General features: G+C 70.6%; 18 protein-coding genes. 11 read left to right on the top strand and 7 right to left on the bottom strand.

From position 1 onward, the window contains the following. Nucleotides 1-99: 99 nt before the first annotated feature. Nucleotides 100-1155, top strand: coding sequence for a 2,3-butanediol dehydrogenase (locus LX14_RS08605; protein WP_253646807.1), 1056 nt, complete (start codon nt 100-102; stop codon nt 1153-1155). A 3-nt stretch (nt 1156-1158) separates the two neighbouring features. On the opposite strand, the gene LX14_RS08600 is transcribed toward LX14_RS08605, so the two are convergent. Then, complete coding sequence (locus LX14_RS08600) at nt 1159-2160, bottom strand: acrylyl-CoA reductase family protein (RefSeq protein WP_253646806.1); 1002 nt, start codon at nt 2158-2160, stop codon at nt 1159-1161. A gap of 15 nt (nt 2161-2175) precedes the next feature. On the opposite strand from LX14_RS08600, the gene LX14_RS08595 reads away from it, so the two are divergent. Then, nucleotides 2176-3699 carry a phytoene desaturase family protein gene (locus LX14_RS08595; protein ID WP_372505290.1) on the top strand — a complete coding sequence of 508 codons (1524 nt, stop codon included), beginning with the start codon at nt 2176-2178 and terminating at the stop codon, nt 3697-3699. Nucleotides 3700-3973: 274 nt separating this feature from the next. Here the strand turns inward: LX14_RS08595 and LX14_RS08590 are convergent, their stop codons facing one another. The 3 genes from LX14_RS08590 to LX14_RS08580 all read right to left on the bottom strand — a co-directional run bounded on the left by LX14_RS08590 (nt 3974) and on the right by LX14_RS08580 (nt 6384). After that, nucleotides 3974-4693, bottom strand: coding sequence for a DUF4190 domain-containing protein (locus tag LX14_RS08590; protein ID WP_253646804.1), 720 nt, complete (start codon nt 4691-4693; stop codon nt 3974-3976). 454 nt (nt 4694-5147) lie between these two features. Then, the gene (locus tag LX14_RS08585; protein WP_253646803.1) at nt 5148-5594 is read right to left on the bottom strand and encodes an NUDIX hydrolase; all 447 of its coding nucleotides are present in this window, start codon (nt 5592-5594) and stop codon (nt 5148-5150) included. Continuing rightward, nucleotides 5584-6384, bottom strand: coding sequence for an SDR family oxidoreductase (locus LX14_RS08580; RefSeq protein WP_253646802.1), 801 nt, complete (start codon nt 6382-6384; stop codon nt 5584-5586). The genes LX14_RS08585 and LX14_RS08580 overlap by 11 nt, the downstream gene beginning before the upstream one ends. 105 nt (nt 6385-6489) lie before the next feature. Here LX14_RS08580 and dprE1 point away from each other — a divergent pair, with 105 nt between their 5' ends. Genes dprE1 through LX14_RS08560 form a run of 4 tightly spaced genes read left to right on the top strand, consistent with a single transcriptional unit; the run spans nt 6490 to nt 11430 of the window. After that, on the top strand, nt 6490-7935 hold the full coding sequence (gene dprE1, locus LX14_RS08575) for a decaprenylphosphoryl-beta-D-ribose oxidase (RefSeq protein ID WP_253646801.1): 1446 nt from the start codon (nt 6490-6492) through the stop codon (nt 7933-7935). 32 nt (nt 7936-7967) lie between these two features. Further along, a complete protein-coding gene (dprE2, locus tag LX14_RS08570) occupies nt 7968-8729 on the top strand; it encodes a decaprenylphospho-beta-D-erythro-pentofuranosid-2-ulose 2-reductase (protein ID WP_253646800.1) in 762 nt (253 codons plus the stop codon). Between the two features lie 8 nt (nt 8730-8737). After that, nucleotides 8738-10678 carry a galactan 5-O-arabinofuranosyltransferase gene (locus LX14_RS08565; protein WP_253646799.1) on the top strand — a complete coding sequence of 647 codons (1941 nt, stop codon included), beginning with the start codon at nt 8738-8740 and terminating at the stop codon, nt 10676-10678. Next, on the top strand, nt 10675-11430 hold the full coding sequence (locus LX14_RS08560; RefSeq protein WP_253646798.1) for an MBL fold metallo-hydrolase: 756 nt from the start codon (nt 10675-10677) through the stop codon (nt 11428-11430). The genes LX14_RS08565 and LX14_RS08560 overlap by 4 nt, the downstream gene beginning before the upstream one ends. Before the next feature lie 20 nt (nt 11431-11450). Here the strand turns inward: LX14_RS08560 and LX14_RS08555 are convergent, their stop codons facing one another. The 3 genes from LX14_RS08555 to aroQ form a co-directional block, all read right to left on the bottom strand. Next, nucleotides 11451-13076 carry a hypothetical protein gene (locus LX14_RS08555; protein WP_253646797.1) on the bottom strand — a complete coding sequence of 542 codons (1626 nt, stop codon included), beginning with the start codon at nt 13074-13076 and terminating at the stop codon, nt 11451-11453. Further along, nucleotides 13073-14089, bottom strand: a complete 1017-nt coding sequence (locus LX14_RS08550; RefSeq protein WP_253646796.1) for a phosphatase PAP2 family protein — start codon at nt 14087-14089, stop codon at nt 13073-13075. Before LX14_RS08550 ends, LX14_RS08555 begins: the two co-directional genes overlap by 4 nt. A gap of 162 nt (nt 14090-14251) precedes the next feature. After that, nucleotides 14252-14698, bottom strand: a complete 447-nt coding sequence (gene aroQ / locus LX14_RS08545) for a type II 3-dehydroquinate dehydratase (RefSeq protein ID WP_253646795.1) — start codon at nt 14696-14698, stop codon at nt 14252-14254. 85 nt (nt 14699-14783) lie between these two features. Between aroQ and LX14_RS08540 the strand changes: the two genes are divergently transcribed. From LX14_RS08540 to LX14_RS08520, 5 genes are all read left to right on the top strand, one after another. Further along, entirely contained in the window at nt 14784-18155 is a 3372-nt protein-coding gene (locus LX14_RS08540; RefSeq protein ID WP_253646794.1) for an arabinosyltransferase domain-containing protein, read from the top strand. A gap of 33 nt (nt 18156-18188) precedes the next feature. Beyond that, complete coding sequence (locus LX14_RS08535; protein ID WP_253646793.1) at nt 18189-21593, top strand: arabinosyltransferase domain-containing protein; 3405 nt, start codon at nt 18189-18191, stop codon at nt 21591-21593. Then, nucleotides 21590-24973 carry an arabinosyltransferase domain-containing protein gene (locus tag LX14_RS08530; protein ID WP_253646792.1) on the top strand — a complete coding sequence of 1128 codons (3384 nt, stop codon included), beginning with the start codon at nt 21590-21592 and terminating at the stop codon, nt 24971-24973. The genes LX14_RS08535 and LX14_RS08530 overlap by 4 nt, the downstream gene beginning before the upstream one ends. 106 nt (nt 24974-25079) lie before the next feature. Then, nucleotides 25080-25865, top strand: a complete 786-nt coding sequence (locus LX14_RS08525; RefSeq protein WP_253646791.1) for a hypothetical protein — start codon at nt 25080-25082, stop codon at nt 25863-25865. Nucleotides 25866-25892: 27 nt separating this feature from the next. Beyond that, nucleotides 25893-26852 (top strand): cytochrome c oxidase assembly protein, encoded by a 960-nt coding sequence (locus tag LX14_RS08520; RefSeq protein WP_253646790.1) that lies wholly within the window; start codon nt 25893-25895, stop codon nt 26850-26852. Nucleotides 26853-26855: the final 3 nt, after the last annotated feature.

The following is a 26855-nucleotide window of genomic DNA, read 5'->3' as shown; positions in this document are numbered from 1 at the left end:
TCGAAACGCCCACCTGTGACGGCTGCAACGGTCTGCAACGCTGTCGCCCCCTCGCGCGGCACGCCTACCGTCCCGGCACACCCACCGCAGGAGGACATCATGAGGGCAGCGCGATTCCACGGCCGCAGGGACATCCGCATCGAGGACGTCGCCGAGCCCGAGCTGCGGGCCGGCACCGTCGCGATCGACGTCGCGTGGTGCGGCATCTGCGGCACCGATCTCCACGAGTACCTCGAGGGCCCGATCTTCACCCCCGCCCCCGGCCACCCCCATCCCCTCACCGGCGAGGACGCGCCGGTGACGATGGGCCACGAGTTCTCCGGCACCGTCAGCGCCGTCGGTGACGGTGTCGACGACCTCGCCGTCGGTGACGGCGTCGTCGTCGAGCCGTATGTGGTCTGCGACGAGTGCCGGCCCTGCCAGGAGGGCAACTACCACCTCTGCACGCGGATGGGGTTCATCGGACTCGCCGGCGGTGGTGGCGGGCTCAGCGAGAAGGTCGTCGTCCCGCGGCGCTGGGTGCATCCCGTCGGCGACATGCCGCTCGACCAGGCCGCGCTCATCGAACCCCTGTCGGTCGCGCATCACGCCGTCGAGCGCAGCGGCGCCCGGGCCGGTCAGACCGCCGTCATCGGCGGGTCGGGTCCGATCGGCCTGCTGGTCGCTGCGGTGCTGCGCGGTCTCGGTGTCACCGTCATCGTCTCCGAGGTGAGCGCGGCACGCATCGAGCGCGCGCAGGGCGTCGCCGACCACGTGCTCAACCCCCGCGACGGGACGATCGGGGACCGGGTCCGGGATCTCACCGACGGCCTCGGTGCCGACCTCGGCTTCGAGTGCGCCGGGGTCAACCAGGTGCTCGACGACGTCCTCGACGCCGTCCGCCCGGCCGGCGTCGTGGTGAACGTGTCGATCTGGGGAGCACCAGCCACGGTCGACATGCAGAAGCTGGTGCTCAAGGAGATCGACCTGCGCGGCACCATCGCCTACGTCCGCGACCACGCCGCCGCGATCGCGCTGGTGCAGGACGGGACCGTCGACCTCGCGCCGTTCATCACCGGTCGGATCGCGCTCGACGATCTCGTCGACGAGGGACTCCACACCCTCATCGACCACAACGACACCGCGGTGAAGATCCTGGTCAGCCCGTCGGCGTAGAGGTCAGAACCCGCCGGCGACACGCACCAGCGTGCGGCCGATGCGCTCGCCGCGCTTGATCTCGGCGAGTGCCTGATCGACCTCGCCGACGGCCACCTCGGTGGTGATGCGGTCGAGGTGGGGCGGTCGCAGGTCGTCGGCGAGACGGGCCCACAGCGCACGGCGGGCATCGATCGGGGCCTGCACCGAGTCGATCCCGAGGAGCGCGACACCCCGCAGGATGAAGGGCATCACCGTCGTCGGGAGGCCGGCCCCACCCGTCAGGCCGCTGGCCGCGACCGCGCCGCCGTACCGGATGGTCGAGAGCACCCAGGCGAGCGTCGGTCCGCCGACACAGTCGACCGCGGCGGCCCAGGTCTCGCTGCCCAGCGGCTTGATCTTCGCGTCCGGATCCTCGGGCACCCGGCCGATGATCTCGGCGGCGCCCAGCTCGGTGAGCAGGTCGTGGGCGTGGGACTTTCCGGTCGAGGCGACGACCTCGTAACCGAGCCCGGCCAGCAGGTCGACCGCGACGATCCCGACACCGCCGGTCGCGCCGGTGACGAGGACCTTGCCGTCGCCGGGGCGTAGTCCGCGGTCGACGAGGGCGGCCACACTCATCGCGGCGGTGAACCCGGCCGTACCGATCGTCGCGGCCTGCGCAGGGGTGAGTCCGTCCCCCAGGGCGACGATCTGGTCCGCGGGGCCGGCGGCGCGCTCGGCGTACCCACCGTGGCGGGAGACCCCGGTCTCGTAGCCGTGCAGCAGCACCGGGTCGCCGGGCGCGAAGCCCGGGTCGTCGCTGGAGGCGACGGTGCCGGCGAGATCGATGCCGGGGACGATCGGGTAGTTCCGCACCACACCACCCTTCGGCGTGATCGCGAGGGCGTCCTTGTAGTTCACCGACGAATGGGTCACGTCGATGCGGACCCCGCCCTCGGGCAGGAAGTCGTCGTCGACGGTCTCGGTGTGCAGGGTGATGTCGCCGTCGGATTCGCGGGCCACGCGGGCGGAGTAGGTGCTCACCCGATCGACGCTAGCGTGTGGGGCGTGCGCACCTACGACGACATCGTGATCGGCGCCGGCCACAACGGGCTCACCGCGGCCGCGTATCTCGCGCGGGCCGGACGTCGGGTGCTGGTGCTCGAGCGGTCCGATCACGTCGGTGGCGCGGCCATCTCCGCGCCGGTGTTCCCCGGCGTCGCGGCGAGACTGTCGCGGTACTCGTATCTGGTGTCGCTGCTGCCGCAGCACGTCATCGCCGACCTCGATCTCGACCTGCGCCTGGTGCGCCGCCGCTACTCGTCGTACACACCGGTGCCCGGCGATCCGGGCCGCGGCATCCTCGTCGACGCACAGGACGACGCCGCTACTCGCGCATCCTTCCGGTCGGCGACCGGGTCCGACGACGATTTCGATGCGTGGCAACGGTTCTACGGTGCGATGTCGGAGGTGGCGCAGCGACTGTTCCCGACGATGACCCGCCCGCTGCCGTCGACGGACACCGCGCGGGGGCTGGTCGGGGACGTGTGGCCCGATCTTGTCGACCGCCCCCTGGGCGAGTGGCTGCGACGGGAGTTCCGCGACGACACCGTCCGCGGCATCATCGCGACCGACTCACTCATCGGGACGTTCGCCGACCTCGACGACGCCTCACTGCGCCAGAACATCTGCCTGCTCTACCACCTCATCGGCAACGGCACCGGCGACTGGGACGTCCCCGTCGGGGGCATGGGCGCGGTGACCGAGGCGCTCGCGCGGGCCGCGCTGGACGCGGGTGCCGAGATCCTCACCAGCGCAGAGGTCGTCGCCGTCGACCCCGCCGACGGGACCGTCGAGTGGCGCGGCGGGGCGGCTCGGGCCTCCAGTCTGCACGCCGCATGCGCACCTGCCGTTCTCAACACGGTGCTGTCGGAACCTGTTGACACCGAGACGAATCCGCAGGGCGCCCAGCTCAAGGTAAACCTCATGCTGACCCGGCTGCCCGCACTGCGCGACCCGCGGGTCGACCCCGTCGCGGCGTTCTCCGGGACACTGCACGTGAACGAGGGATTCGATCAGCTGCACACGGCGTGGGAACAGGCGAGCCGCGGGCAGGTACCGGACGTCCCGCCGTGCGAGATCTACTGTCACACACTGTCCGACCGCAGCATCCTCGGTCCGGGCACCGACGGGATGCAGACGCTCACCCTCTTCGGGCTGCACATGCCACCCGGTGTGTTCGGTGCCGACGACTCCCGCGAGCGGGCGGTGGCCGCGACACTGAGGTCGCTGGACTCGGTTCTCGCGGAACCGATCACGGATGTCATCGCCCGGGACGCGAACGGGCAGCCATGCATCGAGGTGCGGACACCCCTGGACCTCGAGGTGTCACCCGCGTTGCCCGGCGGACACATCTTCCACCGGTCGCTGCAGTGGCCGTGGGCGGAGAGCGACGACGAGGTCGGCACGTGGGGGGTCGAGACCCGTCATCCGCGCCTGAGCATCGCCGGAGCGGGGGCCCGGCGCGGTGGCGGCGTCAGCGGGATCCCCGGACACAACTCGGCCCGCTGGGCGCTGCAGTAATCCCGTTCGTTGGGCACCAGAAACCGTTCGTTGGGCGTTTGGCGCCGTTCGTTGGGCACGAGGAACCGTTCGTTGGGCGGTCGGAGATGCTGTTGCAGCCCAACTGCCCAACTGATGGCTCCCTATGACACCGGGGTCGGCGTCTCGCTGCGCGAGTCGACGAACCTGTTCGCGAACCCGTAGTGGGCGAAGTGGGGTACCTGTAGCAACCTGGTTCTGTCAGTCTCCGGTGGCCGTGCCGCCGATTCTGGGCTCTATCTACAGATGAATGGGGTCAGTCGAGCGCGAGCCACAGCACTGAGTCCTCCCCGGTGTAACCGCATCTGACGCGCTGTCCTGACGCCGACGCTCGGATCTGCCCGAGCTCTGAGGTGGAGCAGGGTGATCCGATCACGGGTGCATCGGTTCCACCGACGGGTGGCGTGGACTGTTGCGGCAGATCGGGGTTGGGAATGAGTCCCGGACTAGAAGCCCACAGGTAGGCGTCGGTACCAGCGCGCCTGGAGCAATAGGCGGTGCTTCCGTCGGCAGTTGTTGCCTGAGCGTCGTGATCGGTGCAGAAGTCGCCGATCACGGCTGTTGGTGTTGCCTGCGTCAGCGCGGTCGTAGTGGGCGGGAGAGCGGTCTCCGTGGGCGACGGGGCTGGCGACGTGGTCGTTGATGCCGCCTCACCGGTCGGAATGAACGGCTCGAACACGCTGCTGGTGACCGTCTGCGCGGCACTGGAGTCGGAGTCGTCGTTGAAGGCGCTCGCCACACCGAAGAACGCCAACAGCAACGCCGCGAGCTCGAGGATCCCCAGGACGAGGCCGGCGATCGCGATGCCGCGACCAACTGGGCGGGTGAACGCCAGTATTCCGAACACGATTGCGACCGGGAACAGGCCAAGTAGTGCTGCCACCAGCGAGATCACGGCGTAGACGTTGATCGGGTCGGGTAGGGAGGAAGCGGGCGTTTTGGTGAGCGCCGTAGTCTCCGAGTCGTTGGTCGACATCCGCTGCGCCACTCCTTCGGTTGCGGTGGCACGACTTTCGCCGGCGCCGCTGTTCTCGCACGATAGAACGACGTAGTCGGTTTTCGCAGGGCAATCCGCCCGGATTGATGCCTAGCCTGCAGGGCATGGAGGGGCATAGGAGCACCCGACGTCGACACCGTCGGGTGCTCATCGAGATGTACTCGCGAACATCTCGACGTCTGTGTAGGCGTTGTGGACGTGTGGGCACACGGCGTGCAACCGGACCGAGCCCGACCTCGAGGAGTGAGGGATGCGGGACGAGAACGACCCGCAGACCGACTTCTCTGCCCGTATACCCCGACCACAATTGTCGCCGAGTGTCTTCTGCCGCCCAATGGACGGTTCCTACTGCCCCACAGACGGGTCCGGGTGCCCAACAGACGGTTCCGGGTGCCCAACAGACGGTTCCTGCCGCCCAACAGATGGGTCCGGGTCAGGGGGTGTCGGGGGCCTGACGACGGAGGATCGGGAGGACATCGTCGACGAAGAGCGGCGCGAGATCGTCGCGGTCGTCGTCGGTCACGTCGTGCCAGCGGAGTTCGGCGATCTCCGCCGCGACCGTGATGTGCGACCCGTCGCCGTCGACCGTCCCGCAGTCGAAGACATCGGCCAGCAGCACGGTGTCCGCCTCGTTGGCGGCCACCGCCTTGATCCGACCCCAGGACTCCACCGTGGCCGGGTCGAGGTCGATCCCGACCTCCTCGGCGACCTCACGGACCACCGTGTCCAGCGGCGACTCGCCGGGTTCCGGCTTGCCGCCCGGCATCATGAACCGGGTGGTGCCCCGTTTGCGGACGAGCAGGATCCGTCCGGTCGCGTCGCGGATGATCGCGGCGCTGACGACGATCGGCGCGGTGCTGCCGGTCGACTCAGTGGCCACCGGCGAGGGACTTGTTCACCAGGCGGGTGAGGTAGATCGGCGAGAACCGCGACCCGGCCTGCAGGATGCGTGTCTGCGTCCCCACCGTGTAGTGCACCTGGTGGATCACCTTGCTGAACAGGCCCGGCTCGGCCGCCTCGAGGATGCGGTCCGCGACGTCCTGCGGCCCGAGCTTGATGCCGAGACGGTCGGTGGTGCCGGTCTTGATGTTCGCGGTCATCGCGGTCTGCACGTAGAGCGGCCAGATCGCGACGACGCGGATGTCGTGCTCGCCCCACTCGATGTCGAGCGCCTCGGTGATGGACCGTACGAAGTGCTTGGTCGAGCTGTAGTTCGCGAGCTCGGCCTGACCGTAGATCGCCGACGCCGACGCCAGGTTGATGGCCACCGAGTTCTTCGTCGCCTTGAGGTACGGGAACGCGGCGTGCAGGCCGTTGACGACGCCCTTGCAGTTGATGTCGATCTCCTTGTGGAGGGTCGACACCTTGATCTCCTCGAACTTCCCGGCGATGAGGATGCCCGCGTTGTTCAGCATCACGTCGAGGCGACCGCCGGTGGTGTCGGTGAACTCCTTCAGACGCTCGGCGAACTCGTCGGCGTCGGTGACGTCGAGGTGGCCGACGACCGCGGTGGTGCCCAGGTCCTCGATCTCGTCCTTGAGCGATTTGAGGCCGACCTCGTCGATGTCGAACCCGCCGACCGTGTAGCCCTTGCGGGCGAACGAGAGGGCGGCTTTGCGGCCGATACCCGCCGCGGCGCCGGTGATGAACACGCTCTTCTTCGAGGCCATGCGCGTGATTCTCACACGACCGCGTGTCAGATCACAACGCGTAGCCGCAGGCAGACCACGCAGCACGAACGGTCGGGGCCGAGCGAGGCGTTAGGCTGTGCGGCGATGTCCACCATGAACGCGACCCCCGCCGCCGGCGACGACCTCCCCGTCGAGTCCCGCCGACTCGTGGGCTGGAGTCGCACCACGCCGATCCTCGGAGACGTCCTGTCGACCCCGGACGTCGAGGTCGTCGCGAAGGCGGTCGCCCGCGTCGCCGACGACCAGGCCGACAAGCCGTCCTACCTGCGCAGAGGCGTCATCGCCCGCGGTCTGGGCCGGTCGTACAACGAGTCCGGCCAGAACTCCGGCGGCCTCACGGTCGACATGACGCGCATCCGCCGCATCCACTCCATCGACGCCGAGACCGGCATCGTCGACGTCGACGCCGGCGTCAGCCTCGACGCGCTCATGCAGGTCGCGCTGCCGTTCGGCCTGTGGGTCCCCGTGCTCCCCGGCACCCGTCAGGTGACCATCGGCGGCGCGATCGCCCACGACATCCACGGCAAGAACCACCACAGCCAGGGCAGCTTCGGCAACCACGTCGTCGAGATGACGCTGCTCGTCGCCGACGGCCGCATCCTCACGCTGACGCCCTCGGGTACGTCCGACGACCCCGACGGCTCCGTCTTCTGGGCCACCGTCGCCGGCATCGGGCTCACCGGCATCATCCTGCGCGCCAAGGTGCAGATGAAGCGGACGGAGAGCGCCTACTTCATCGCCGACACCGCACGGACGAACTCACTGCAGGAGACCATCGACCTGCACCTCGCCGACGGCTTCGAGGACGGCTACGAGTACGCGTCGGGCTGGTTCGACTCGATCAGCGCGCCACCCAAGCTCGGTCGCGGCACGTTCTCGCGGGGCAACCTAGCCCGCGTCGACGAGCTGCCACCGAAGCTGGCGGCGGATCCGTTGTTGTTCAACAACAAGCCGTTGGTGCGTTTCCCGGACATCTTCCCGCGCGGCCTGGCGAACAAGGCCAGCTTCTCCCTCGTCGGCGAGGCCTACTACCGCATCGGACCGCCCAGCGAGGGCAAGGTCAAGAACCTCGCGGGCTTCTATCACATGCTCGACGTGTTCGGGGACTGGAACAACGCCTACGGACGCGGCGGTGGCTTCTGCCAGTACCAGTTCATCGTGCCCACCGGGAACGAGGCCGAGTTCACCCGCACCATCGAGTTCGTGCAGGCCTCCGGCCACGTCAGCTTCCTCAACGTGATCAAGCTGTTCGGCGAGGGCAACCAGGCGCCGCTGTCGTTCCCGTTCAAGGGATGGAACGTCTGCCTCGACTTCCCCGTGAAGGCCGGTCTCGCAGCGTTTCTCGACGACCTCGACCGCCGCGTGATGGCGATGGGCGGGCGGCTCTACACCGCGAAGGACTCCCGCACCAGCGCCGAGTCGTTCCATTCCATGTACCCCCGCATCGACGAGTGGATCGCCGTGCGCCGCCGCATCGACCCGAACGGCGTCTTCATGTCCGACATGGCCCGCCGCCTCGAACTCGCCTGACGCGCACCAGAACCCCCACGGAAGAGAGCTCCATGATCAACGCCGTCGGCGTCCCGCAATCGCTGCTGCTCCTCGGCGGCTCGTCGGAGATCGGCCTGGCCATCTGCGCCGAGTACCTCTCGAAGGGACCGATGCACGTCGTGCTCGCCACGGTCCCCGGTGACCCGGCCGGCGACGCCGCCATCGAGACCATGAAGGCAGCCGGCGCCGCGTCCGTGCGCCGCATCGACTTCGACGCGTTGGCGCCCGAGACCCACGCCGCCGTGATCGACGACGCGTTCTCCGAGCGCGACATCGACGTCGCGATCGTGGCGTTCGGCGTCCAGGGTGTCGACGAGGAGCTGTGGCAGGACCAGCGCAAGGCCGTCTTCACCGCGCAGATCAACTACACCGCAGCGGTGTCCGTCGGCGTGCTCGTCGGGGAGAAGATGCGCGAGCAGCGCCACGGTCAGATCATCGCCATGAGCTCCGTCGCGGGTGAGCGTGTCCGCCGGTCGAACTTCGTCTACGGCTCCACCAAGGCCGGACTCGACGGGTTCTTCCTCGGCCTCGGTGAGGCGTTGCGCGAGTTCGGTGTCCGCGTCCTGGTGATCCGGCCCGGCCAGGTCCGCACGCGACTGTCGGCGCACGTCGAGGAGGCGCCACTCACGGTGAACAAGGAGGACGTCGCCCAGCTCGCCGTCCGTGCCGCAGACGCGGGCAAGGAGATCGTCTGGGCCCCGCCGCCGTTCCGGTTCATCATGATGGTGCTGCGGCACATCCCGCGCCCGGTCTTCCGCCGCCTCCCCATCTGATCCGCGCGATGACCGTCGCGGACACCCGTCGCCCGATCGCCGTCCCCGGCGGGCCGGCGCGCCCGCGGACCGTTCATCTGCGCGCCGTCGGGCTCCTGATCGGCGCCGTGGTCACCGCGGCGGTGGTCGCCTCCGTCGGACTGTTCGTCATCGGTCGGGTCGAGTGGCCGGCGTTCAACTCCTCCAACGTCACCGGCGCCCTGACGACGGCCGGGCAGGCCGTCGCCATCGCGATCCTGGTGATCGCCGCTGTGCTGTACCGGATGTCGCGGTCGCCGCTGCTGGTGCACCTGCTCGGGTGGGTGGGCATCTCGGGGTTCACGACGGTCACGCTCGCGATGCCGCTCGGCGCCACCCGGCTCTACCTGTTCGGCATCTCGGTGGACCAGCAGTTCCGCACCGAGTACCTGACGCGTCTGACCGACACGCACGGCCTCGCCGACATGACCTATCGCGGCCTCGCGCCGTACTACCCGGCCGGATGGTTCTGGCTCGGCGGGCGGTACGCGAACGCGGTCTCCGAACCGGCGTGGGCGGCCTTCAAGCCCTGGTCGATCATCACCCTCGCGGTCGCGGCGACCATCGCGCTCGCGCTGTGGTCGCGGATGATCCGCACCGACCGCGCCATCGCCGTCACCCTCGCCACGGCCGCGCTCACCATCTACTACGCGGGCCCCGAGCCGTACGCGGCGGTCCTGATCATGGTCGGCGCGCCGATGCTGGTCACGATCCTGCACGGCCTGCGCTCCGGCAGCGTCCCGGCCCTGGTCGCCGGGGGTCTCTTCCTCGGCGTCAGCGCGACGTTCTACACCCTCTTCACCGGGCTGTTCGCCTTGTCGGCCGTCCTCATGGCGCTCTGGCTGATCGTCGACGGGGTGCGGTCCGCGACCAACACCGCCGTGCCGACCCAGGAGATCCGACGGCGCCGCCTCCGGATCGCGCTGGTCATCGCGACGCGGCTGATCGGGATGGGTGTGCTCTCCGGCCTGGTCGCGCTCCTCGTGTGGGCGCCGTACCTGGCGGCCCGGGTGCGGTCCGAACCCGCGAGCGGCGGCACCGCCGAGCACTACCTCCCCAGCGGCGGGGCCACCCTGCCGGTCCCGATGCTGCAGCTGAACCTGATCGGTCTGCTGTGCGCGATCGGACTGGTGTGGATCCTGATGCGCCTCTCGACGCGCACGGTCGCCCTCGCGCTGGGCGTGACCACCGTCGCCCTCTACCTGTTCTGTCTGCTGTCGATGGCCGTCACCGCGATCGGCACGACGCTGCTGGCCTTCCGGCTCGAGCCGGTGCTCGCCGTCGTTCTCGGTGCCGCCGGCGTGTTCGGTGTCGTGGAACTCGCGCGGCTCGCCGTCGGTCGTTTCGGCGACGTGCGGACCGGCGTCGTCGTGGTCGCGTTGATCGGGGCGATCGGCCTGTCGCAGGGCATCCCGTCGCATCTGTCCGGCGAGATCACCACGGCCTACACCGACACCGACGGCGACGGCGTCCGCGCCGACAAGCGACCGCCGGGCGCGGAGTCGTACTTCCCGCGGGTCGACGACCTCATCCGGCAGCAGACCGGTCGGGCCCGCGACGACACCGTCGTGCTGACCGCCGACTACGGGTTCCTGTCGATCTACCCGTACTGGGGGTTCCAGGGACTCACGTCGCACTACGCGAACCCGTTGGCGGAGTTCGACAAACGCGCCGCCACCATCGAACGCTGGTCGACGATCACCACCCCGCAGGCGATGATCGCCGCCCTCGACGCCTCACCGTGGCAGCCGCCGTCGGTGTTCCTCTTCCGCTACAGCGCCGACGGGTACGCCCTGCGGCTCGCGGCGGACGTCTATCCCAACGACCCGAACGTGAAGCGCTACACCGTCACGTTCGCGGCCGCCGCTTTCGCCGACCCCCGGTTCACCGTGACCGAGGTCGGCCCGTTCGTCCTGGTGGTGCGACGATGACACAGTTGTCCCTCGACACGGTCGACGACGGACAGGGCGGGTACGCCCACCTGTTCCAGACCTCGCACGTCAACTGGGTCGTCCTGCAGGACGACTCGGGTGTCACGCTCATCGACGGCGGATACCCGAAGCAGACGGACGCCGTCGAGAACTCACTGGCGCAGATCGGTGCGTCGCCCGCCGACATCCGCGGGGCCCTGGTCACCCACGCCCACGTCGACCACATCGGCGGACTCCGCATCCTCGCCGAGCGTCACGGCTTCCCCGTGTACGCCGACCCCGTGGAGGTCCACCACGTCCGCCGGGAGTACCTCGAGCAGGCCGGTCCCGCCGACCTCCTCCCGCTGGCCTATCGCCCGAGCGTCCTGCGGTGGCTCGTCGAGGTGTCCCGCGAGGGCGTCCTCGACAAGTCCGGTATCGATGCCGCGCAACCGTTCCCGACGGCAGACGAGCTCGACCTCCCCGGTCGGCCACGACCGATCGCCTGCCCCGGCCACACCAGCGGCCACAGCGCGTATCTGGTGGCGGGTGGTCGGGTGCTGGTGTCCGGCGACGCCCTGATCACCGGTCACGGCACCAGCGCCGTCCACGGACCGCAGTGCCTGCACAAGGCGTTCCACCACGACATCACCACCAACCGCGCCTCGGTGCAGGCGCTGGCAGCGGTGGACGCGGACGTGGTCTTCCCCGGCCATGGACCCGCGTTCCACGGCCCTGTCGCCGACGCGGTCGCGCAGGCGCTCGCCCGCTGAGAGTTCCGTGCGCAGGCGGGTCAGGACCCGCAGGTCGGCGACAACTCGGCGAGGACGCCGCGTACCGAGAGCGCACCCTGCAGCGTGTACCGACCGGGAACCGGCGCCCGCAGTGACACCCACCCGTCCGCGGTGGACGACAGACACGCCGTCCGGGTGGGGTCGTCCAGGCTGCGCGCCACGAGGTATCGGTTCGGCCGGATCTGGATCGGATGGCTGCCCGTGTCCGGGACGTCGACGACGACCTCCGACGGCGTCTCGGTGACCAGCCGCAACGGCTCGGGGACCACGGCCGTCGCGTTCGCGACGCGGTACAGCGTCCATCCGCCACCGGCCCACGCCCGGGTCAGATACGGCAGCCCGGAGCGCACCAGCGCGGCCTCCTTCATGCCCTGGCGGAGGGGCTTACCCGACAGCGCGACCCAGGAGACGGCGTTCTCGGTGAGCCAGCGTCGATACGACAGCGGGGTGAGAGCACCCTCGTCGTAGAAGATGGGGTTGAAGCGGGCGTCGCTCTGGTTCTCCCACCCGCGGGCGAGCTTCACCAGCGACCCCAGCTCGTGCGAGCCGGCGTGCGTGCCCGCGTCGATCAGCTCAACGCGGTGGTTGATGAGCCCGGGGCCGCTCAGCAACGCGAGTCGCAGTGGGGCGTAGTCGCTCTCGGAGTTGCCGGAGTCGGCCACGGCGACCTGGTCGGCGACGGCGACGAACCCCGCGTAGGCCACCGCCGGCGTGATCGCGACGAGGACGATGACCAGCGATCGCCGAGAGAAGAACAGCACCAGACACGGCAGGACGAGACAGAAGAACCGACTGAGGTTCGACCCGACCCCGTTCGGGACGGCGAACACGACGATCGCGACCGCGACGGCGACGGGCGAGATCCAGCGCTGTGGGGCGGACGTGAGCGCGACGCCGGCGCCGATCCCGATGAGCACCACCCAGAACAGGGTCGTCCACGGGAAGCCCTGCGCACCGGGTGCGCCGAACAGGGCGAACGGGATCAGCACGCCGAGTGCTGCCCCGCCCAGCAGGGTCCACAGGTCCCGGGAGCGGCGTGCGGGGCCGAGGAGGAACGGGACGGCGGCGAGACCGACGAACGCCGGCGCCAGGGGGCTCGCGAGCCCCGAGACCACGAGCACCGCGGCCGCGACCCCGCTCCGGCCGTGACCGGCGGCGAGCACGGCGATGAGCGCGATCGCCGCGCCCACGGCGAACGCGACCCGACCGGACATCATGTTGAGCACCGCCGCCACCACGATCGCCCACGTCGTGAGGGTCGGACGGGCGGCCAGAGGACCGGACGTGGCGCCGGGGCGCAGATGGGCGAGCGGATGGGCCAGTGCGGCGATCACCAGGGTCGCGATGGCCAGGAGCACGAGCGACCCCGTGAGCGCCGAGAGTGCGGGGACGATGAGCGAGTAGCTACCGGGGCTGACCCCCCCGTACCACCCGAACCAGTAGCCGAGGCCCACGCCGGACCGGGCGGCCTCCTCCCGGGCGATCGCGGCCTGCAGGTCGCCCAGGGTCGGACTCGCCACCACCAGGGCGACGGTCGCGACGACAGCGACCAGGAACGGGAGGGCACGTGTCCACGACGGGATGTCCGTCGGCGTGCGGCTGGGGCGCACGACCCCCGCGGTCACGACCCGATCGTCGGCGGTGCGATCACCGCGGGCGGGGTCGACGGCGCCGGGCGGAACGGTGCGTCGAGGGTGGTCGACGGGTCCTGCGCGGCGCACGCGTCGAGGGTATCGGGGGCGCCGGAGCCCACGGCCACCGATTGCGCACGGAGCGCGGCGATGCGTCCGCTGACCCGCACGACCCAGAGGCGTCGAACCCCGAAGACGATCCCCGCCGCGATGGCGAGCGTGCCGAGCCCGGCGAGGACGTCGAGCACGAAGTGGTTTCCCGACCCCATGACGACGAAGAAGGTGGTGAAGGGGTAGATGCCGCCGAGGACCTTGACCCACCGCCGGCGGGCCAGGAACACCAGGGCGAGACCGCACCACGCGGCCCACGCACAGTGCAGCGACGGCATCGCGGCGAACTGGTTGGAGATGGCGTCCGACCCGGGAGCCCCGGACTCCGGCCACCAACCCCAGTTCGAGGTCTGGCTCATGACGTCGACGAAGCCCTCGTGGCGCAGCAGCCGCGGCGGGGCCGTCGGGTACCAGTAGAAGCCGATGAGGGCCAGGACCGTCGTCAGGATCAACACGGCGCTCACACGGCGGTAGTGGGCGCCACGCCGGAAGAACAGCCAGATCAGGACCGCGGGAGTCACGATGAAGTGCAGCGTCGCGTACTGCAACGCGACGACGTCGGCGACGACCGGGGTGTTGTGCACCCACTCGTTGAGGGGCCGTTCGAGGGCGGCGTGCCAGCGGTCCTCGAACGCGAGGATGGATCCCGCGTTGCGATAGGCGGTGGCGGCGACCTCCCCCACGCTGTTCCGGATGAGCGAGTAGATCGCGTAGAGCCCGCCGATGACGGCGATCTCCACCCACCAGCGGGGCCGGGAGAAGTAGGTCATGAGCGCGGACAGGACGCGGAAGCGACTGCGTGTCAGGGATGCCTCGACGTCGCGCAGAGGGCCGTCGACGTCACCCCTCTTGTCACGCGTGACAGGTTCTCCGGGGGACGGGTGAGGACCGTGCATGACGTCCCTCCGTCGCGACCCTGTGAACATTGCGAGGAATACTAACGGAGGACGCAGCGCGTCCCGGCCACCACGGACCGGGGTACGGCAGGTGAACGCCGGTCGCGCGCGTCGGGCACCACAGGTCAGAGCAGTGCCGCCAACTCCCAGGTGTGACCCAAGTCACCGCTCGCCGAGCAGCTCTGCGAGGGCGCGGACGGCGAAATCGTAGCCGAGCACGCCGCACCCGGCGATCACCGCCGCGGCGATCGGTGACACGTACGAATGGTGCCGGAACGGCTCGCGGGCGGCGACATTCGACAGGTGCACCTCCACGATCGGCACCTCGGGGATCACCAGCGCGTCCGCCAGGGCGACCGACGTGTGCGTCCATCCGCCGGGGTTCACGACGATGCCGGCCACCGCGCCCCGCGACTCGTGGATCCAGTCGATCATCTGGCCCTCGTGGTTGGTCTGCCGCGCGTCGATCCGCAGGCCGACCTCGGCGGCGGCGCGCTCGGCGACGGCCACGGCATCCTCGAGGCGGGCCGTGCCGTACACCTCCGGCTGACGAGTGCCCAGCATGTTGAGGTTCGGCCCGTTGAGGAGCAGCACGGTCGGCGCGGACATGGCACAACTGTAGGGCGCATGTCACTGGTTACGATCACCTCTTGTGCCTGATGACCGCCCCGTGCCACGACCGACGCGTGACCGGGTGAGGATCGCCAAGGTCGTCGCGGTCGTCGCCGGACTCCTGGGTTTCGTGCTCGCGATCGCCACCCCCCTGCTGCCCGTGCAGCAGACCACCGCCCAGATCGACTGGCCCCAGCGGGCGTCGTCGGGACAGCAGTCGTCGGGACAGGGCGCGTCGGACCCCGTGCGATCGGTGATCGCCCCGCTCGTCGGGTACGTCCCGGTCGACCTCGAGATGTCGGTCCCGTGCTCGGCCGCGGCGCTGGTCACCGCGCAGGGCCAGTCGGTCCTCGTGTCGACCACACCCAAGGACGCGGACAAGGCCGTCGAGCGCGGCCTGTTCGTCCGGCTCTCCGGGCGCAGCAGCGACGCCCTCGACACCCGGTCCGTCGAGGTGGTCGTCCGCAACATCCCGCTCGTCAGTGCGACCGTGGCGCAGATGCGCGAGCAGGGATGTCGCAGCATCGAGGTGCGCGCCACGTCGGACGAGGTGACAGCGGAGTTCGTGGGCATGACCGGTTCCGACGGGAAACCACTGCAGGGCGAGACCTCCGACGGCGACCAGCGTCCCCAACTCACCGGCGTCTACAGCGATCTGACCGTGCCGCAGTCGCAGGTGTCGGGTCTGCGCGTCCACGCGACCGTCGACTCCCGGTACGCCACGGCGGCGACGCCACTGAAATGGGTGGCGATCGGCGTCGGGGTCGCCATGACGCTGGTGTCCCTCGGGGCCCTGGCCGTCCTCGACGGCACCGACGGCCGACGACACCGACGCATCTTCCCCGCCCGCTGGTGGCGGTTGAACCCCCGCGACATCGTCGTCATCGCCGGACTCGCCGTGTGGCACATCGTCGGCGCCAACACCTCCGACGACGGTTACCTCCTGACGATGGCGCGGGTCGCGGAGAACGCGCACTACACCGCCAACTACTACCGCTGGTTCGGTGCGCCCGAGGCGCCGTTCGGGTGGTACTACAGCGTGTTCGGCTGGCTGACCCACATCAGCACCGCGAGCCCGCTCGTCCGCCTGCCCGCGCTGCTGTGCGGGATCGCGGTGTGGCTCATCGTCTCCCACGAGATCCTGCCGCGCCTCGGCCGCGCCGCGACCACCACCGCGATCGTCCCGTGGACGGCCGCCGTGGTGTTCCTCGCGTCGTGGTTCCCGTTCAACAACGGCCTGCGTCCCGAGCCGATCATCTGCCTCGGCGCGCTGCTCACCTGGTGCTCGGTGGAGCGCGCGATCGCCACCGGACGCATCCTGCCCGCCGCCGTCGCCTGCACGCTCGGCGCGTTCAGCCTGGCGGCCGGCCCGACCGGGCTGATGGCCGTCGCCGCCCTCGTGGCCGGGGGCCGGCCGATGATCATGTCGATCCTCAAGCGGTCCCGCGTCATCCGCGGCGACGGCAACCGGTGGACGGCGCTGCTCGCCCTGCTCGCGCCCGTCCTGGCGGCCGGGACGTTCGTGGTCTTCGTCGTGTTCTCCAACCTCACGCTCACCGGCTTCCTGCAGGCGTCGAAGATGAAGACCGCACTGGGCCCGTCCCTGCACTGGTACAACGAGATCAACCGCTACTCGTCGCTCTTCGCGTTCTCCGCCGACGGGTCCGTCGGGCGGCGCTTCGCGGTCCTGATGATGCTCGTCGGGCTCGTCGTCTCCGGCGCGATGTTGTTCCGCAAGAACAGGATCCCGGGCACCGCGATGGGGCCGACCCGCCGCATCGTCGGGATCACGTTCGCGTCGTTGGTCTTCCTGATGTTCACCCCCACCAAGTGGACGCACCATTTCGGGGTGTTCGCCGGTCTCGCCGCGGCGCTGGCGGCCATCGCGGCGATCGCGGTGACGAGGCAGGCGATGACGTCACGCCGCAACCGGATGCTGGTCACCGCACTCGTCCTGTTCGTCACGGGACTGACGTTCACCGGACCCAACGCCTACTACTACATCTCCAACTGGGGCATGCCCTACGGCACGCAGCCGGTGAAGATCGTCGTCGCGCTCGGCAGCGTCCTGCTCTACCTCAGCTTCGCCGCGCTGGCGGCGGCCGGCTGGTTCCACCTGCGCACCCCGTACGTCGGGGTGGCGGGCGCGGGGACGTCGGAGTCGTCGACGCGGCGTCCGGTCCGGGTGGGCTCGACCGTCGCCCGCCGCGCCGGCGCAGCCCCCATCGCGATCGTGGCCGCCGCGATCGTCACGTTCGAACTGGTGACCGCCGTGCTGTCCGGCGTGAACCAGAGCGGCTCGTTCTCCGTGCCCTCGTCGAACGTGGACGCCCTGCTCGGTCAGCACTGCGCCATGGCCGACAAGGTCCTCGTCGAGCCCGACCCGAGCGCCGGCCTCCTCACCCCCGTCGACCCGTCGCTGCGCACGCCGCTCGCGGGGTCGGGTGTCGCGACCGGCGGCAGCGGCACCGACGAGACCGACGGGTCGGACAAGCCGAAGCCGTCGGTGACGACCGGGTTCACCCCCAACGGTCTGCCGATGTCGCTGGACTCCGAGGCCAGCGAGCAGTCGCTGGGCGTCCTGGCCACCAACGTGACCGCGTCCTCCGACATCCTCACCAGCAGCTCCGGCGGGACCGGCGGCGGTGAGACGGACCGGGCCGGGGTCAACGGCTCGTTCGCCAAACTGCCCTTCGGGCTCGACCCCGCACGGACCCCCGTGCTGGGCAGCTACAGCCAGAACGACCAGGTCCCGTCGTCGCTGACCTCGGCGTGGTACCGACTGCCGTCGAAGTCCCCGGACCGCCCGTTCATCGCGCTCGCGGCCGCCGGGTCCTTCGACATCACCGACCTCGAGCTGCAGTACACGACAGGCACGTCGGGACGGGACGGCGAGCTGACCGCCGCCGGGTCGGTCGGGATGATCGATCCCGGTCCGAGCCCGTCCTGGCGCAACCTGCGCATCTACCGCAGTTCGCTGCCGGCCGACGCGACCGCGGTACGCATCGTCGCGGTCGACGACAACCTGGCGTCCGACCGGTTCATGGTCCTCAGCCCACCCCGTGTCCCGCAGGTGCAGACGTTGCAGTCCCTCGTGGGCACCAGCGACCCCGTCCAGATCGACTGGACCTCCGGTCTGGCGTTCCCGTGCCAGCGCCCCTTCGACCTCCGTGACGGGGTCGCCGAGGTGCCGCGGTGGCGCATCATGCCGGGCGCGGACCTGTCGGCGGCGGTGTCGGCATGGATGGACGCCTCCGGTGGCGGTCCGCTCGGCTGGATCGAGGTGGCCCTCGACTCGACGACCGTTCCGTCCTATCTGCAGGACGACATCGGTCGCGACTGGGGATCGCTGATCCGGTACACCCCGTTCGCCGATTCGGTGCAACCGGCACGCCTCGAGTTGAGCACCGCGACACGCAGCGGACTGTGGAGCCCCGCGCCCATCAGGTACTGACAACCCCGTCGCCTACCATCGGACCTCGTGCCGATGACCGCCCGACCGTCCGACGACGGGTCCGCAAGCGATCACTCGACGGACGACCGGACATCCGGTGACTCGGGGGATCACACGTCCGCAGGTCGGCCCACCGGCCTCCGCTCCGCCCGCACCGCACGTCTGGTGGCGGTCGTCGCGGGGATCGTCGGGGTGCTGGCCTGCATCCTGACCCCGCTGCTCCCGGTCACCACCACCACCGCGTCCATCTCGTGGCCGACCGGGCAGCGCCTCGCCGCCGACACCCCGTCGGTCGTGGCACCGCTGGCCGCCCAGACGCCGCAGACCCTGACCGCGACCATCCCCTGCTCCCTGTTCTCCGCGCTGGGGACGTCGGGGACGCTGCTCGCGACCATGCCGACCGGCGCCGACGGCGCATCGCAGAAGTCCCTCGTCGTGGCGGCGACGGCGCAGACCGCCACCGTGTCGTTCCGGGGCGAGGTCGCGGCGTCCGCGGCCCGATCGGCCGTCGCGTCACCGCAGTGCCGGTCGCTGTCGATCGAGGTGTCGCCGACGCGCACCAGCGCGCAGTTCGTCGGACTCGGACCGGCCGGTGTCGTCGCCCCCGACAAGCGACCGCAGGTCTCCGGCATCTACTCGACGCTGACCACCCCGCAGGTGCAGGCCGCCGTCGCGCAGGGGCTGCGGGTGGACGTCGGCGTCGACAGCCGCTACTCCAGCTCCCCCACCGTGCTCAAGCTGCTGGTGATGATCGTCGGGATCGTCGCCGTGGCACTCGCCCTGCTCGCCCTGGCGCGCCTGGACTGGCTCGGCGGGCATCACCGCCGCGTGGGCGTGCGCTCGTGGCGGCGTGTCCTCGCCCCGCGCGTGAGCGATCTCGCCGTCACCGCCGTGATGATCCTGTGGCTCTTCCTCGGCGCCGGCACCCCCGACGACGGCTACATCCTCACTATGGGACGCGCGGCCGACGCGGCCGGATACCTCGCGAACTACTACCGCTGGTTCGACATCCCCGAGGCGCCGTTCGACTGGTACTACAGCCTGCTCGGCCACTGGTCGCAGGTGTCGACCGCCGGCCTGTGGATGCACCTGCCCGCCCTCGCTGCGGCGCTCGCGTCCTGGTTCGTGCTCAGCCGGGTGCTCCTGCCCCGGATGGGCGCGGCCGTGCGCCGCAGCGGGTGGGCCATCTGGGCCGCCGCCGCCCTGTTCGTCGCGTTCTGGCTCCCCTTCGACAGCGGCCTGCGCAGTGAGCCGATCATCGTCGCCGGATCGCTCCTGACCTGGTGGGGTGTGGAACAGGCCATCGGTACCCGCCGCCTGCTCCCCGCCGCCCTGGCCACCCTGGCCGCCGGCCTCACCCTCGCCCTCGCCCCGCACGGGGTCATCGCGGTCGCCGTCCTCATCGCGGGCAGTCGCGCGATGCTCGCCGTCGTGCTGCGACGTCGCCGCGAGGCCGGGATCGCGGCCCTCGTCCTGCCGGTGGTCGCCGCGGGGCTCCTCACCCTCGTCGTCGTCTTCCGCGACCAGACGCTGGCCACCGTCTACGACGCCGTCCGCATCCGTTTCACCGTCGGCCCGGCGCTCAGCTGGCACGAGGAGTACTTCCGCTACTTCTTCATCACCGTCAGCACCGACGACGGCGCCCTGACACGACGGGTCCCGGTGCTGCTGCTCCTGGCGTCGGTGTTCGTCGTCCTCGCGGTCATGCTGCGCCGCAAGCGGATCCGTGGCATCGATCCGGGGCCCGTCTGGCGTGGGGTCGGCGCCGTGGGCGTCACCCTGGTCCTGTGGGTGTTCGCGCCCACCAAGTGGACCATCCAGTTCGGCATCTTCGCCGGTGTCGCCGCGGCGCTGGCCGCCGTCGCGACCGTCGCGATCGCCCAGTCGGCCGCACGCTCGGCGCGCAACCTCGCGGTGCTCGTCGCCGGGCTGCTCTTCGCGCTCGCCGCGTCGATGGCCGGCAAGAACGCGTGGCCGTGGGCATACGACTTCGGCATCTCCTGGTTCGACCGCGCACCGGTGCTCGCGGGCATCCAGGTGTCCAGCATCCTGCTGGTTCTGGCCGTGCTCGCCTCCGCCGCAGCCGTCTGGCTGCACCTCCGCGTCGACTTCGTCGCCCACCGCGGCATGGTCCACGAGTCCGACGTCGACGTCGACGCCCCCGTCGACACCGCGTCGCGCGCCGACCGACGCCGACTGACGCTGGCGTCGTCGCCCATCGCCGTCATCGCGATCCTCATGGTCGTCGCCGAACTCGCTGTCTTCGCCAAAGCCGCGGTCGCCCGGGGCTCGGAGTTCACCGTGGTCGGCGCGAACGTCCACGCCCTGAGCGGTGACACCTGCGCCATGGCGAACGACGTCCTGGTGGAGCCCGACGTCAACACCGGGATGCTGACGCCCGCCGACGGGCGCTCGCAGTCGGCCGCCCTCGCCGGCACCGACGCCGTCGGGTTCACGCCCAACGGGGTCGCCTCGGACCTGTCGCCCGACGCCACCCAGTCCAAGCCCGGCCAGATGAACGTGGCCGGGATCGTGCAGAACCCCTTCAACGTCGTCGGTGGGTCGGCGGGGACGTTGGGGGGCAACGGACCCCGCACCGTCAACGGGTCCACCGTCGCCCTGCCGTTCGGACTCGACCCGGCCCGCACGCCCGTGCTCGGCAGCTACGGCTACGACTCCGGCAAGGCCTCGCTCACCACCGACTGGTACCGCCTGCCCCGGCGCGGCAGCACCCCGCTCATCGTCCTGACCGCCGCGGGCGCGATCGCGTCGGTCGACGTCGACGGTGTCGGCGAGTTCGGACGATCGCTGCAGGTCCAGTTCGGGACCCGTTCCGCGACCGGCACGTTCGAGCAGGTCGGCGCGCCCTTCATGCCGATCGATCCGGGGCCCGAGCCGCCGAACCGGCCGTGGCGCAACCTGCGCATCCCGACCGCCGCGATCCCGCCCCGCGCCGACGTCATGCGGGTGGTCGCCGTCGACGACAACCTCACGTCCGACCAGTGGCTGGCCATCACCCCGCCCCGGGCCGCGCAGCTGCGCACACTCCAGGACGTCGTCGGCACCAGCACACCGACGCTCATCGACTTCACGGTCGCGGCCCAGTTCCCCTGCCAGCGGCCGATCGTCACCCGTCACGGCGTGACCGAGGTGCCGCGGTGGCGGATCCTGCCCGACCGCATCACCGCACTGTCGCAGTCGAAGACGTGGATGGATTCCGACGACGGTGGCCTGCTGGGCATCTCGGAGGGCACCACCACGCCGACGACCGTGCCGAGCTACCTGCGCGACGACTGGTATCGCGACTGGGGTTCGCTGGAACGTCTGACACCGTTGGCCGGGGACGCGCCGGCCGCGACCACCACACTCGGCGAACAGAACCGGTGGGGGTGGTCCCGTGAGGGGTCGATCCGTGTGGTGAGGTCCGACGACTCATGAGCACGACGGACCCCGCCCGCGACGGCGACGACACCGCCGACCAGACCACCTCCGGGGGAACATCAGTGAGCACCATCGAGACCACGGCGGCCGTCGCGCCGCCGTCGGCCCGACGCCTGCGCATCGTGCGGATCGTCGCCGTGGTGACCGGGTTGCTCGGGGCGTTGCTCGCGCTCTCGACCCCGCTGCTGCCGGTGAACCAGACGACGGCACAGCTCTCGTGGCCGCAACAGACCGTCGGGAACATCGCGGCGCCACTGGTGTCGTTCGTCCCCATCGACGCCGACGTGTCGGTGCCCTGTTCGACCGCGGCCCGGTTGCCGTCGTACGGCGGCAACCTCCTCTCGACCATCCCGCCCGACGGGTCCGACGCCTACGCCCGCGGCCTGTTCGTCTCGGTCACCTCCGACACCATCCAGGTCACCGACCGCAACGTGGTGCTGGTCAACACCCCGCGTGCCGCGGCGCAGTCGGATCCGAACTGTCGCATCGAGATGCGCTTCGACGGCACCGGCACCCGCGCACAGATCGTCGGGCTGCCGTCCACGGCGAGCGGACAGCTGACCTTCGGTGTCGGCGACCCCAACCTGCGCCCGCAGATCGTCGGCGTCTACACCGACCTGCCGAGCTCCACCCCCGCAGACGGCCTGTCGGTGCGGGCCACCATCGACACCCGGTTCGTCACCACCCCCACCGCACTCAAGCTGACCGCGATCGTCCTGGGCATCGCGCTGACGCTGATGTCGCTGGTGAGCCTGGGCATCCTCGACTCCGGCGACGGCCGACGGCATCGACGGTTCCTGCCCGCCGGCTGGTTCACGCTGCGCCCCGTCGACGCGCTGATCGTCGGCGTCCTCGCCCTGTGGTGGTTCCTGGGCGGCAACACCTCCGACGACGGCTACAACTTCACGGTCGGTCGCGTCGCCGACGGCGCCGGGTACCCGATCAACTACTACCGCTACTTCGGTGTGCCCCAGGACCCGTTCGGCTGGCACTACCAGGTGATCCGGGCCATGACCCACGTCAGCCTCGCCGCACCGTGGATGCGTCTGCCCGCCTTCCTGCTCGGCGTCCTCGGCTGGTGGTTGCTCAGCCGGGAGGTCATCCCCCGGCTGGGCCGGACGGTGCGGCACTCGACACCCGCCCTGTGGACCTGCGCCACTGTGTTCCTCGCCATCTGGCTGCCGTTCAACAACGGTCTGCGCCCGGAACCGGCGCTCGCGGTCGGCGCACTGCTCACCTGGTGCGCGGTCGACCGGGCCATCGCGACGGGACGGTTCCTCCCGCTGGCCACCGCGACGATCTTCGCGGCGTTCACCCTCGCGATCGCCCCGGGCGGCCTGATGGCCGTGGCCGCGCTCGTCGCCGGCATCCGACCCCTCGTGAAACGACTGGCCAAGCGACGGCACCGGGACGGGCTGCTCCCGATCCTCGCGCCGATCCTGGCCGCGGGGACGTCGGTGTTGTTCGAGATATTCGCCGACAACACCCTCGCCGGTGTCATCACCAGTTCGAAGGTCGCCAGCGCCGTCGGCCCCACGCTCGAGTGGTGGCAGGAACCGGTCCGTTACTACTACCTGCTGCTGCCCAACCAGGTCGACGCCTCGCTCGCCCGCCGGTTCGGCATCCTCACGATGTTCCTGCTGCTGGTGTTCGTCATGCTCGTGATGCTGCGGCGACGGTCGCCCAAGGGCATCGCGCGCGGACCCGTGTGGCGTCTGATCGCCGTCATCCTGGGCACCGTCTTCATCATCTCGTTCACCCCGACGAAGTGGACCCACCATCTCGGCGTCTACGCCGGGATCGCCGCCGGTCTCGCCGCCGCGGCGGGCGCCATGGCGGCACCGGCCGTCCTCCGACGGCGTCGCAACCGCACCTTCCTCGTCGCGGGCCTGCTCTTCGTCGCGGGCATCGCGTTCGCGGGCATCAACGGCTGGTGGTTCGTCGGGACCTACGGCGTCCCGTGGCGGGACCGCCCCCCGGCGATCGGCGGGCTCCCCCTGTACTGGGTGCTCCTGGCGCTGTCGGTGGCCGCAGGACTCCTCGGCCTGTGGCAGCACCTGCGCGACGACCACGTCACCGACGACGTCCGCACCGGCGGCACCCGCGAGCAGCTGCGCACCCGACTATCCGGGGCCCTCGTCCCGACCCTCATTGGTCTCGTCGTCGTCTTCGAGGTGTTGTCGCTGGTCAAGGGCGCGGTCGTCCAGCGCAACAGCTTCTCGTGGGCGTCGTCGAACGCGCGAGCGCTCTCCGGACACATCTGCGGCATGGCCGACTTCGTGCTCGTCGAGACCGATCCGACCGCGGGGCTGCTCTCGACCGCCCGTGTGGCCGGACAGTCCCCCACCACCTCCCCCGGCGATGCGCTCGCCGGGTCGGGTGCCGCGGGCTTCACCCCGAACGGTGTCCCGAACGACCTCTCGGTGGACACCACGCAGAGCAGCGACTCGACGGGCTCGACGAGCAGCTCCACGAACACCGCGCAGGGTTCCGCCGGATCGTCGGACACCTCGGGCGACGAGTCGTCCGAGGGAGGCACCGGTGGCGGCCAGGGCGAGCGCGGCGTCAACGGCTCGACGGTGAAGCTGCCGTTCGGGTTGTCGCCGAGCCGCACCCCGGTGCTGGGCAGCTTCGGCGGACCCGGTGGCTCCCTGACCTCCGACTGGTATCAGATGCCGCCCCGCAGCGACGACGCGCCGCTGCTGACGGTGTCGGTCGCCGGCGCGGTGCAGGCCGTCAACGGGCTCGGCGTCGTGTCGTCGGGCCAGCAGGTCCGCATCGAGTACGGGCGCGTCGGCGCCGACGGCAGGGTCGCCGCCGTGGGTCAGCGCACCCCGATCGACGTGGGCGAGGCCCCGACCTGGCGCAACCTGCGGTTTCCGCTCTCCGACGCGCCCGCCGGTGCGACCGTCACCCGGCTGGTCGTCGCCGACACCGGCGGCGGTTCCGACCAGTGGGTCGCCGTGACACCGCCCCGCATCAGCACCATGACGACGCTGGAGAAGGTCGTCGGTCGCACCGCCCCGGTCCTCATCGACTGGGTGCCGGCGTTCGTGTTCCCGTGCCAGCGGCCGATGGGTGTGCACAACGGCGTGGAGGAGGTGCCGGAGTGGCGCATCCTGCCGGACGCGGGGGCGACACGGCAGAACAGCCAGACGTGGATGTCGGGCAAGGCGGGCGGGCCACTGGGCCTGACCGAGGCGATGCTGCGACCACAGCTGTTGCCGACCTACCTCCGCGACGACTGGGGCAACGACTGGGGATCGCTGCAGCGCTTCACCCCCATCGAGCCCGCCCCCACCGCACGACTGGACCTGGGCAGCGCGACACGGTCGGGACTCTGGGACCCGGCACCCATGCGATCGATCGGGTACTGACTCCCCAGCTCCCTGACCTGCGGTAACGACCCTGACTCACGATCCGGGAGTCTGTTACCGTGCCCCCGGCGAATCACGGGACGGTCCGCCGGCCAAGGGGGACGGGATGCGCGAACCGTGGGATTTCGAGACCGCGAGGGCAGCGCTGCGAGCCCAGGTCGCGCTCGCCGCGCCGGTCCGCGGTGCGGAGACGCCGCCCGGACTCGGCCGGCGCATCGGCACCACCGCTGCGCTGGCCCTCGTCGCGAGCTCCGTGGTGAGCGGCGCCTGGTGGGGCACCCGCGGCGGCGAATCGGTCGCACCGACCGCGGCGGGATCGGTCGTGCCGGGATCGGCGGTCTCCGCACCGTCCGGGCCGGGGCGGGCCCCCGGATCCCTTCCGATGCTGTCCACCGTCGGCGCCGTCCGGATCACCGCCGTCGCCACCGCAGACGGATGGGTTCAGGTGCTCGTCGGGCCGGTCGGCACCACCACCGTCATCGCGGACGGCCGACCGGTGGCCGCTGACGCTGCTCTCGTCTCCGCTGTCACCCCGCGGACGGACCCGGGTGCGGGCGACGCACGCGTCGGGTCGTCGAGCGGGGTGGGCAGCGACGGTGGCGGGCGCGCTGCCGTGCCGCGACCGGGCCCGGGCACTTCGTCCTCGTCGACTCCCGTTGTCGTCACCGTGACAACGGCTGTCAGTCCCCTTCCCTCGGCGACCGTCCCGGCGACCGGAGCTCCCGCCCCGGCGGCCTCCACACCGCCGTCCACGACGGCCGCGCCGAGCGGTGTCGTCGCCGACGGCACCGCAGCGGCGGGCGGTGGTGCGGCCGGCACGGACGCGTCGAACGGAACAGGTTCTGAGACAGCAGAATCGGGCGAAACGGGCAGGGATCCCGGCGCCTCCTGACGGGCGCATACTGGACCGGTGATGTCCATGCAGCGTCCCGACCTCCTCACGAGCTGGACGGTCACCTGGACCTGGTGGGTCGTGATCGCGGTCGTCGTCGGCGCCTACGTCGTCGGTTCGGCCCGGGTCCGTCCGTGGCCGGTCGGCCGGAGTGCGGCCATGGCCGGCGCGGTGGTGCTGCTGGTGGCGGTGCTGAACTCACCGCTGGCGGTGTTCTCCCACCACCTGTTCTCGGTCCACATGATCGTCCACCTGCTGCTGATCATGGTGATCCCGCTCCTGCTGGTGCTGGCACAGCCGATCCGACTGGCCGTGGAGGCCTCGTCACCGACGACGTCCGCCCGCATCCGTGGGTTCATGACGTTCCCCGTCACCCGCTTCGTCACGTCGCCTGCCTTCACCGTCCCGCTGTACGCGGCCGTGCTGGTGGGCACCCACCTGACGGGTTTCCAGCAGGTGATGGGCCAGCACTCCTGGGTGCACGAGTCCGAGACCGTCCTCTACCTCGTGACCGGGTACCTCTTCCTGCTGCCGTGCATCGGCACCGAGATCTCCGGGCACCAGCTGTCGCATCCGGTGCGCTTCGTCACCCTGCTCATCGCGATGGGCCCGGACACGATGGTGGGCGTCGTGCTCATGCTGACGGCCACCGAGATCGCGCCGGTGTACTCCGCGTCGCGGATGGGGTGGGGTCCCGACCCCCTCGCCGACCAGTCGCTGGCCGGCGCCATCATGTGGTTCGCCGGCGACGGTCTGATGATGGTGTTGCTGCTGGTGGTGGCCGGTCAGTGGATCCGCACCGACCGCTCCCGCGACCCGTCGGAGCCGCGACGCACGTCCTGGCTCGACAACGCCCGCCGGGAGGCCACGCTCGGTTCCCCGACCGCGGGCGACGACGACACCACGGACATGGACGACGACGACGCCGCGCTCGCCGCCTACAACGCCCGCCTGCGGGAGATGCACGGCCTGGACCGCCGCAGCTGACGA

Origin of the sequence: Williamsia deligens (assembly GCF_024171765.1) — a bacterium.
Taxonomy (GTDB): domain Bacteria; phylum Actinomycetota; class Actinomycetes; order Mycobacteriales; family Mycobacteriaceae; genus Williamsia_A; species Williamsia_A deligens.
Note: the sequence above shows the minus strand (reverse complement) of the source record. Positions and strands in the feature narration are given on the sequence as shown.

What these genes read in the sequence shown, in the direction of transcription:
- LX14_RS08530 (WP_253646792.1), top strand. Translation starts at nt 21,590, where the DNA reads ATGAGCACGACGGACCCCGCCCGCGACGGCGACGACACCGCCGACCAG.
- LX14_RS08560 (WP_253646798.1), top strand. Translation starts at nt 10,675, where the DNA reads ATGACACAGTTGTCCCTCGACACGGTCGACGACGGACAGGGCGGGTAC.
- LX14_RS08520 (WP_253646790.1), top strand. Translation starts at nt 25,893, where the DNA reads ATGCAGCGTCCCGACCTCCTCACGAGCTGGACGGTCACCTGGACCTGG.
- LX14_RS08535 (WP_253646793.1), top strand. Translation starts at nt 18,189, where the DNA reads ATGACCGCCCGACCGTCCGACGACGGGTCCGCAAGCGATCACTCGACG.
- LX14_RS08590 (WP_253646804.1), bottom strand. Translation starts at nt 4,693, where the DNA reads ATGTCGACCAACGACTCGGAGACTACGGCGCTCACCAAAACGCCCGCT.
- LX14_RS08580 (WP_253646802.1), bottom strand. Translation starts at nt 6,384, where the DNA reads ATGGCCTCGAAGAAGAGCGTGTTCATCACCGGCGCCGCGGCGGGTATC.
- dprE2 (WP_253646800.1), top strand. Translation starts at nt 7,968, where the DNA reads ATGATCAACGCCGTCGGCGTCCCGCAATCGCTGCTGCTCCTCGGCGGC.
- dprE1 (WP_253646801.1), top strand. Translation starts at nt 6,490, where the DNA reads ATGTCCACCATGAACGCGACCCCCGCCGCCGGCGACGACCTCCCCGTC.
- LX14_RS08525 (WP_253646791.1), top strand. Translation starts at nt 25,080, where the DNA reads ATGCGCGAACCGTGGGATTTCGAGACCGCGAGGGCAGCGCTGCGAGCC.
- aroQ (WP_253646795.1), bottom strand. Translation starts at nt 14,698, where the DNA reads ATGTCCGCGCCGACCGTGCTGCTCCTCAACGGGCCGAACCTCAACATG.
- LX14_RS08565 (WP_253646799.1), top strand. Translation starts at nt 8,738, where the DNA reads ATGACCGTCGCGGACACCCGTCGCCCGATCGCCGTCCCCGGCGGGCCG.
- LX14_RS08605 (WP_253646807.1), top strand. Translation starts at nt 100, where the DNA reads ATGAGGGCAGCGCGATTCCACGGCCGCAGGGACATCCGCATCGAGGAC.
- LX14_RS08550 (WP_253646796.1), bottom strand. Translation starts at nt 14,089, where the DNA reads ATGCACGGTCCTCACCCGTCCCCCGGAGAACCTGTCACGCGTGACAAG.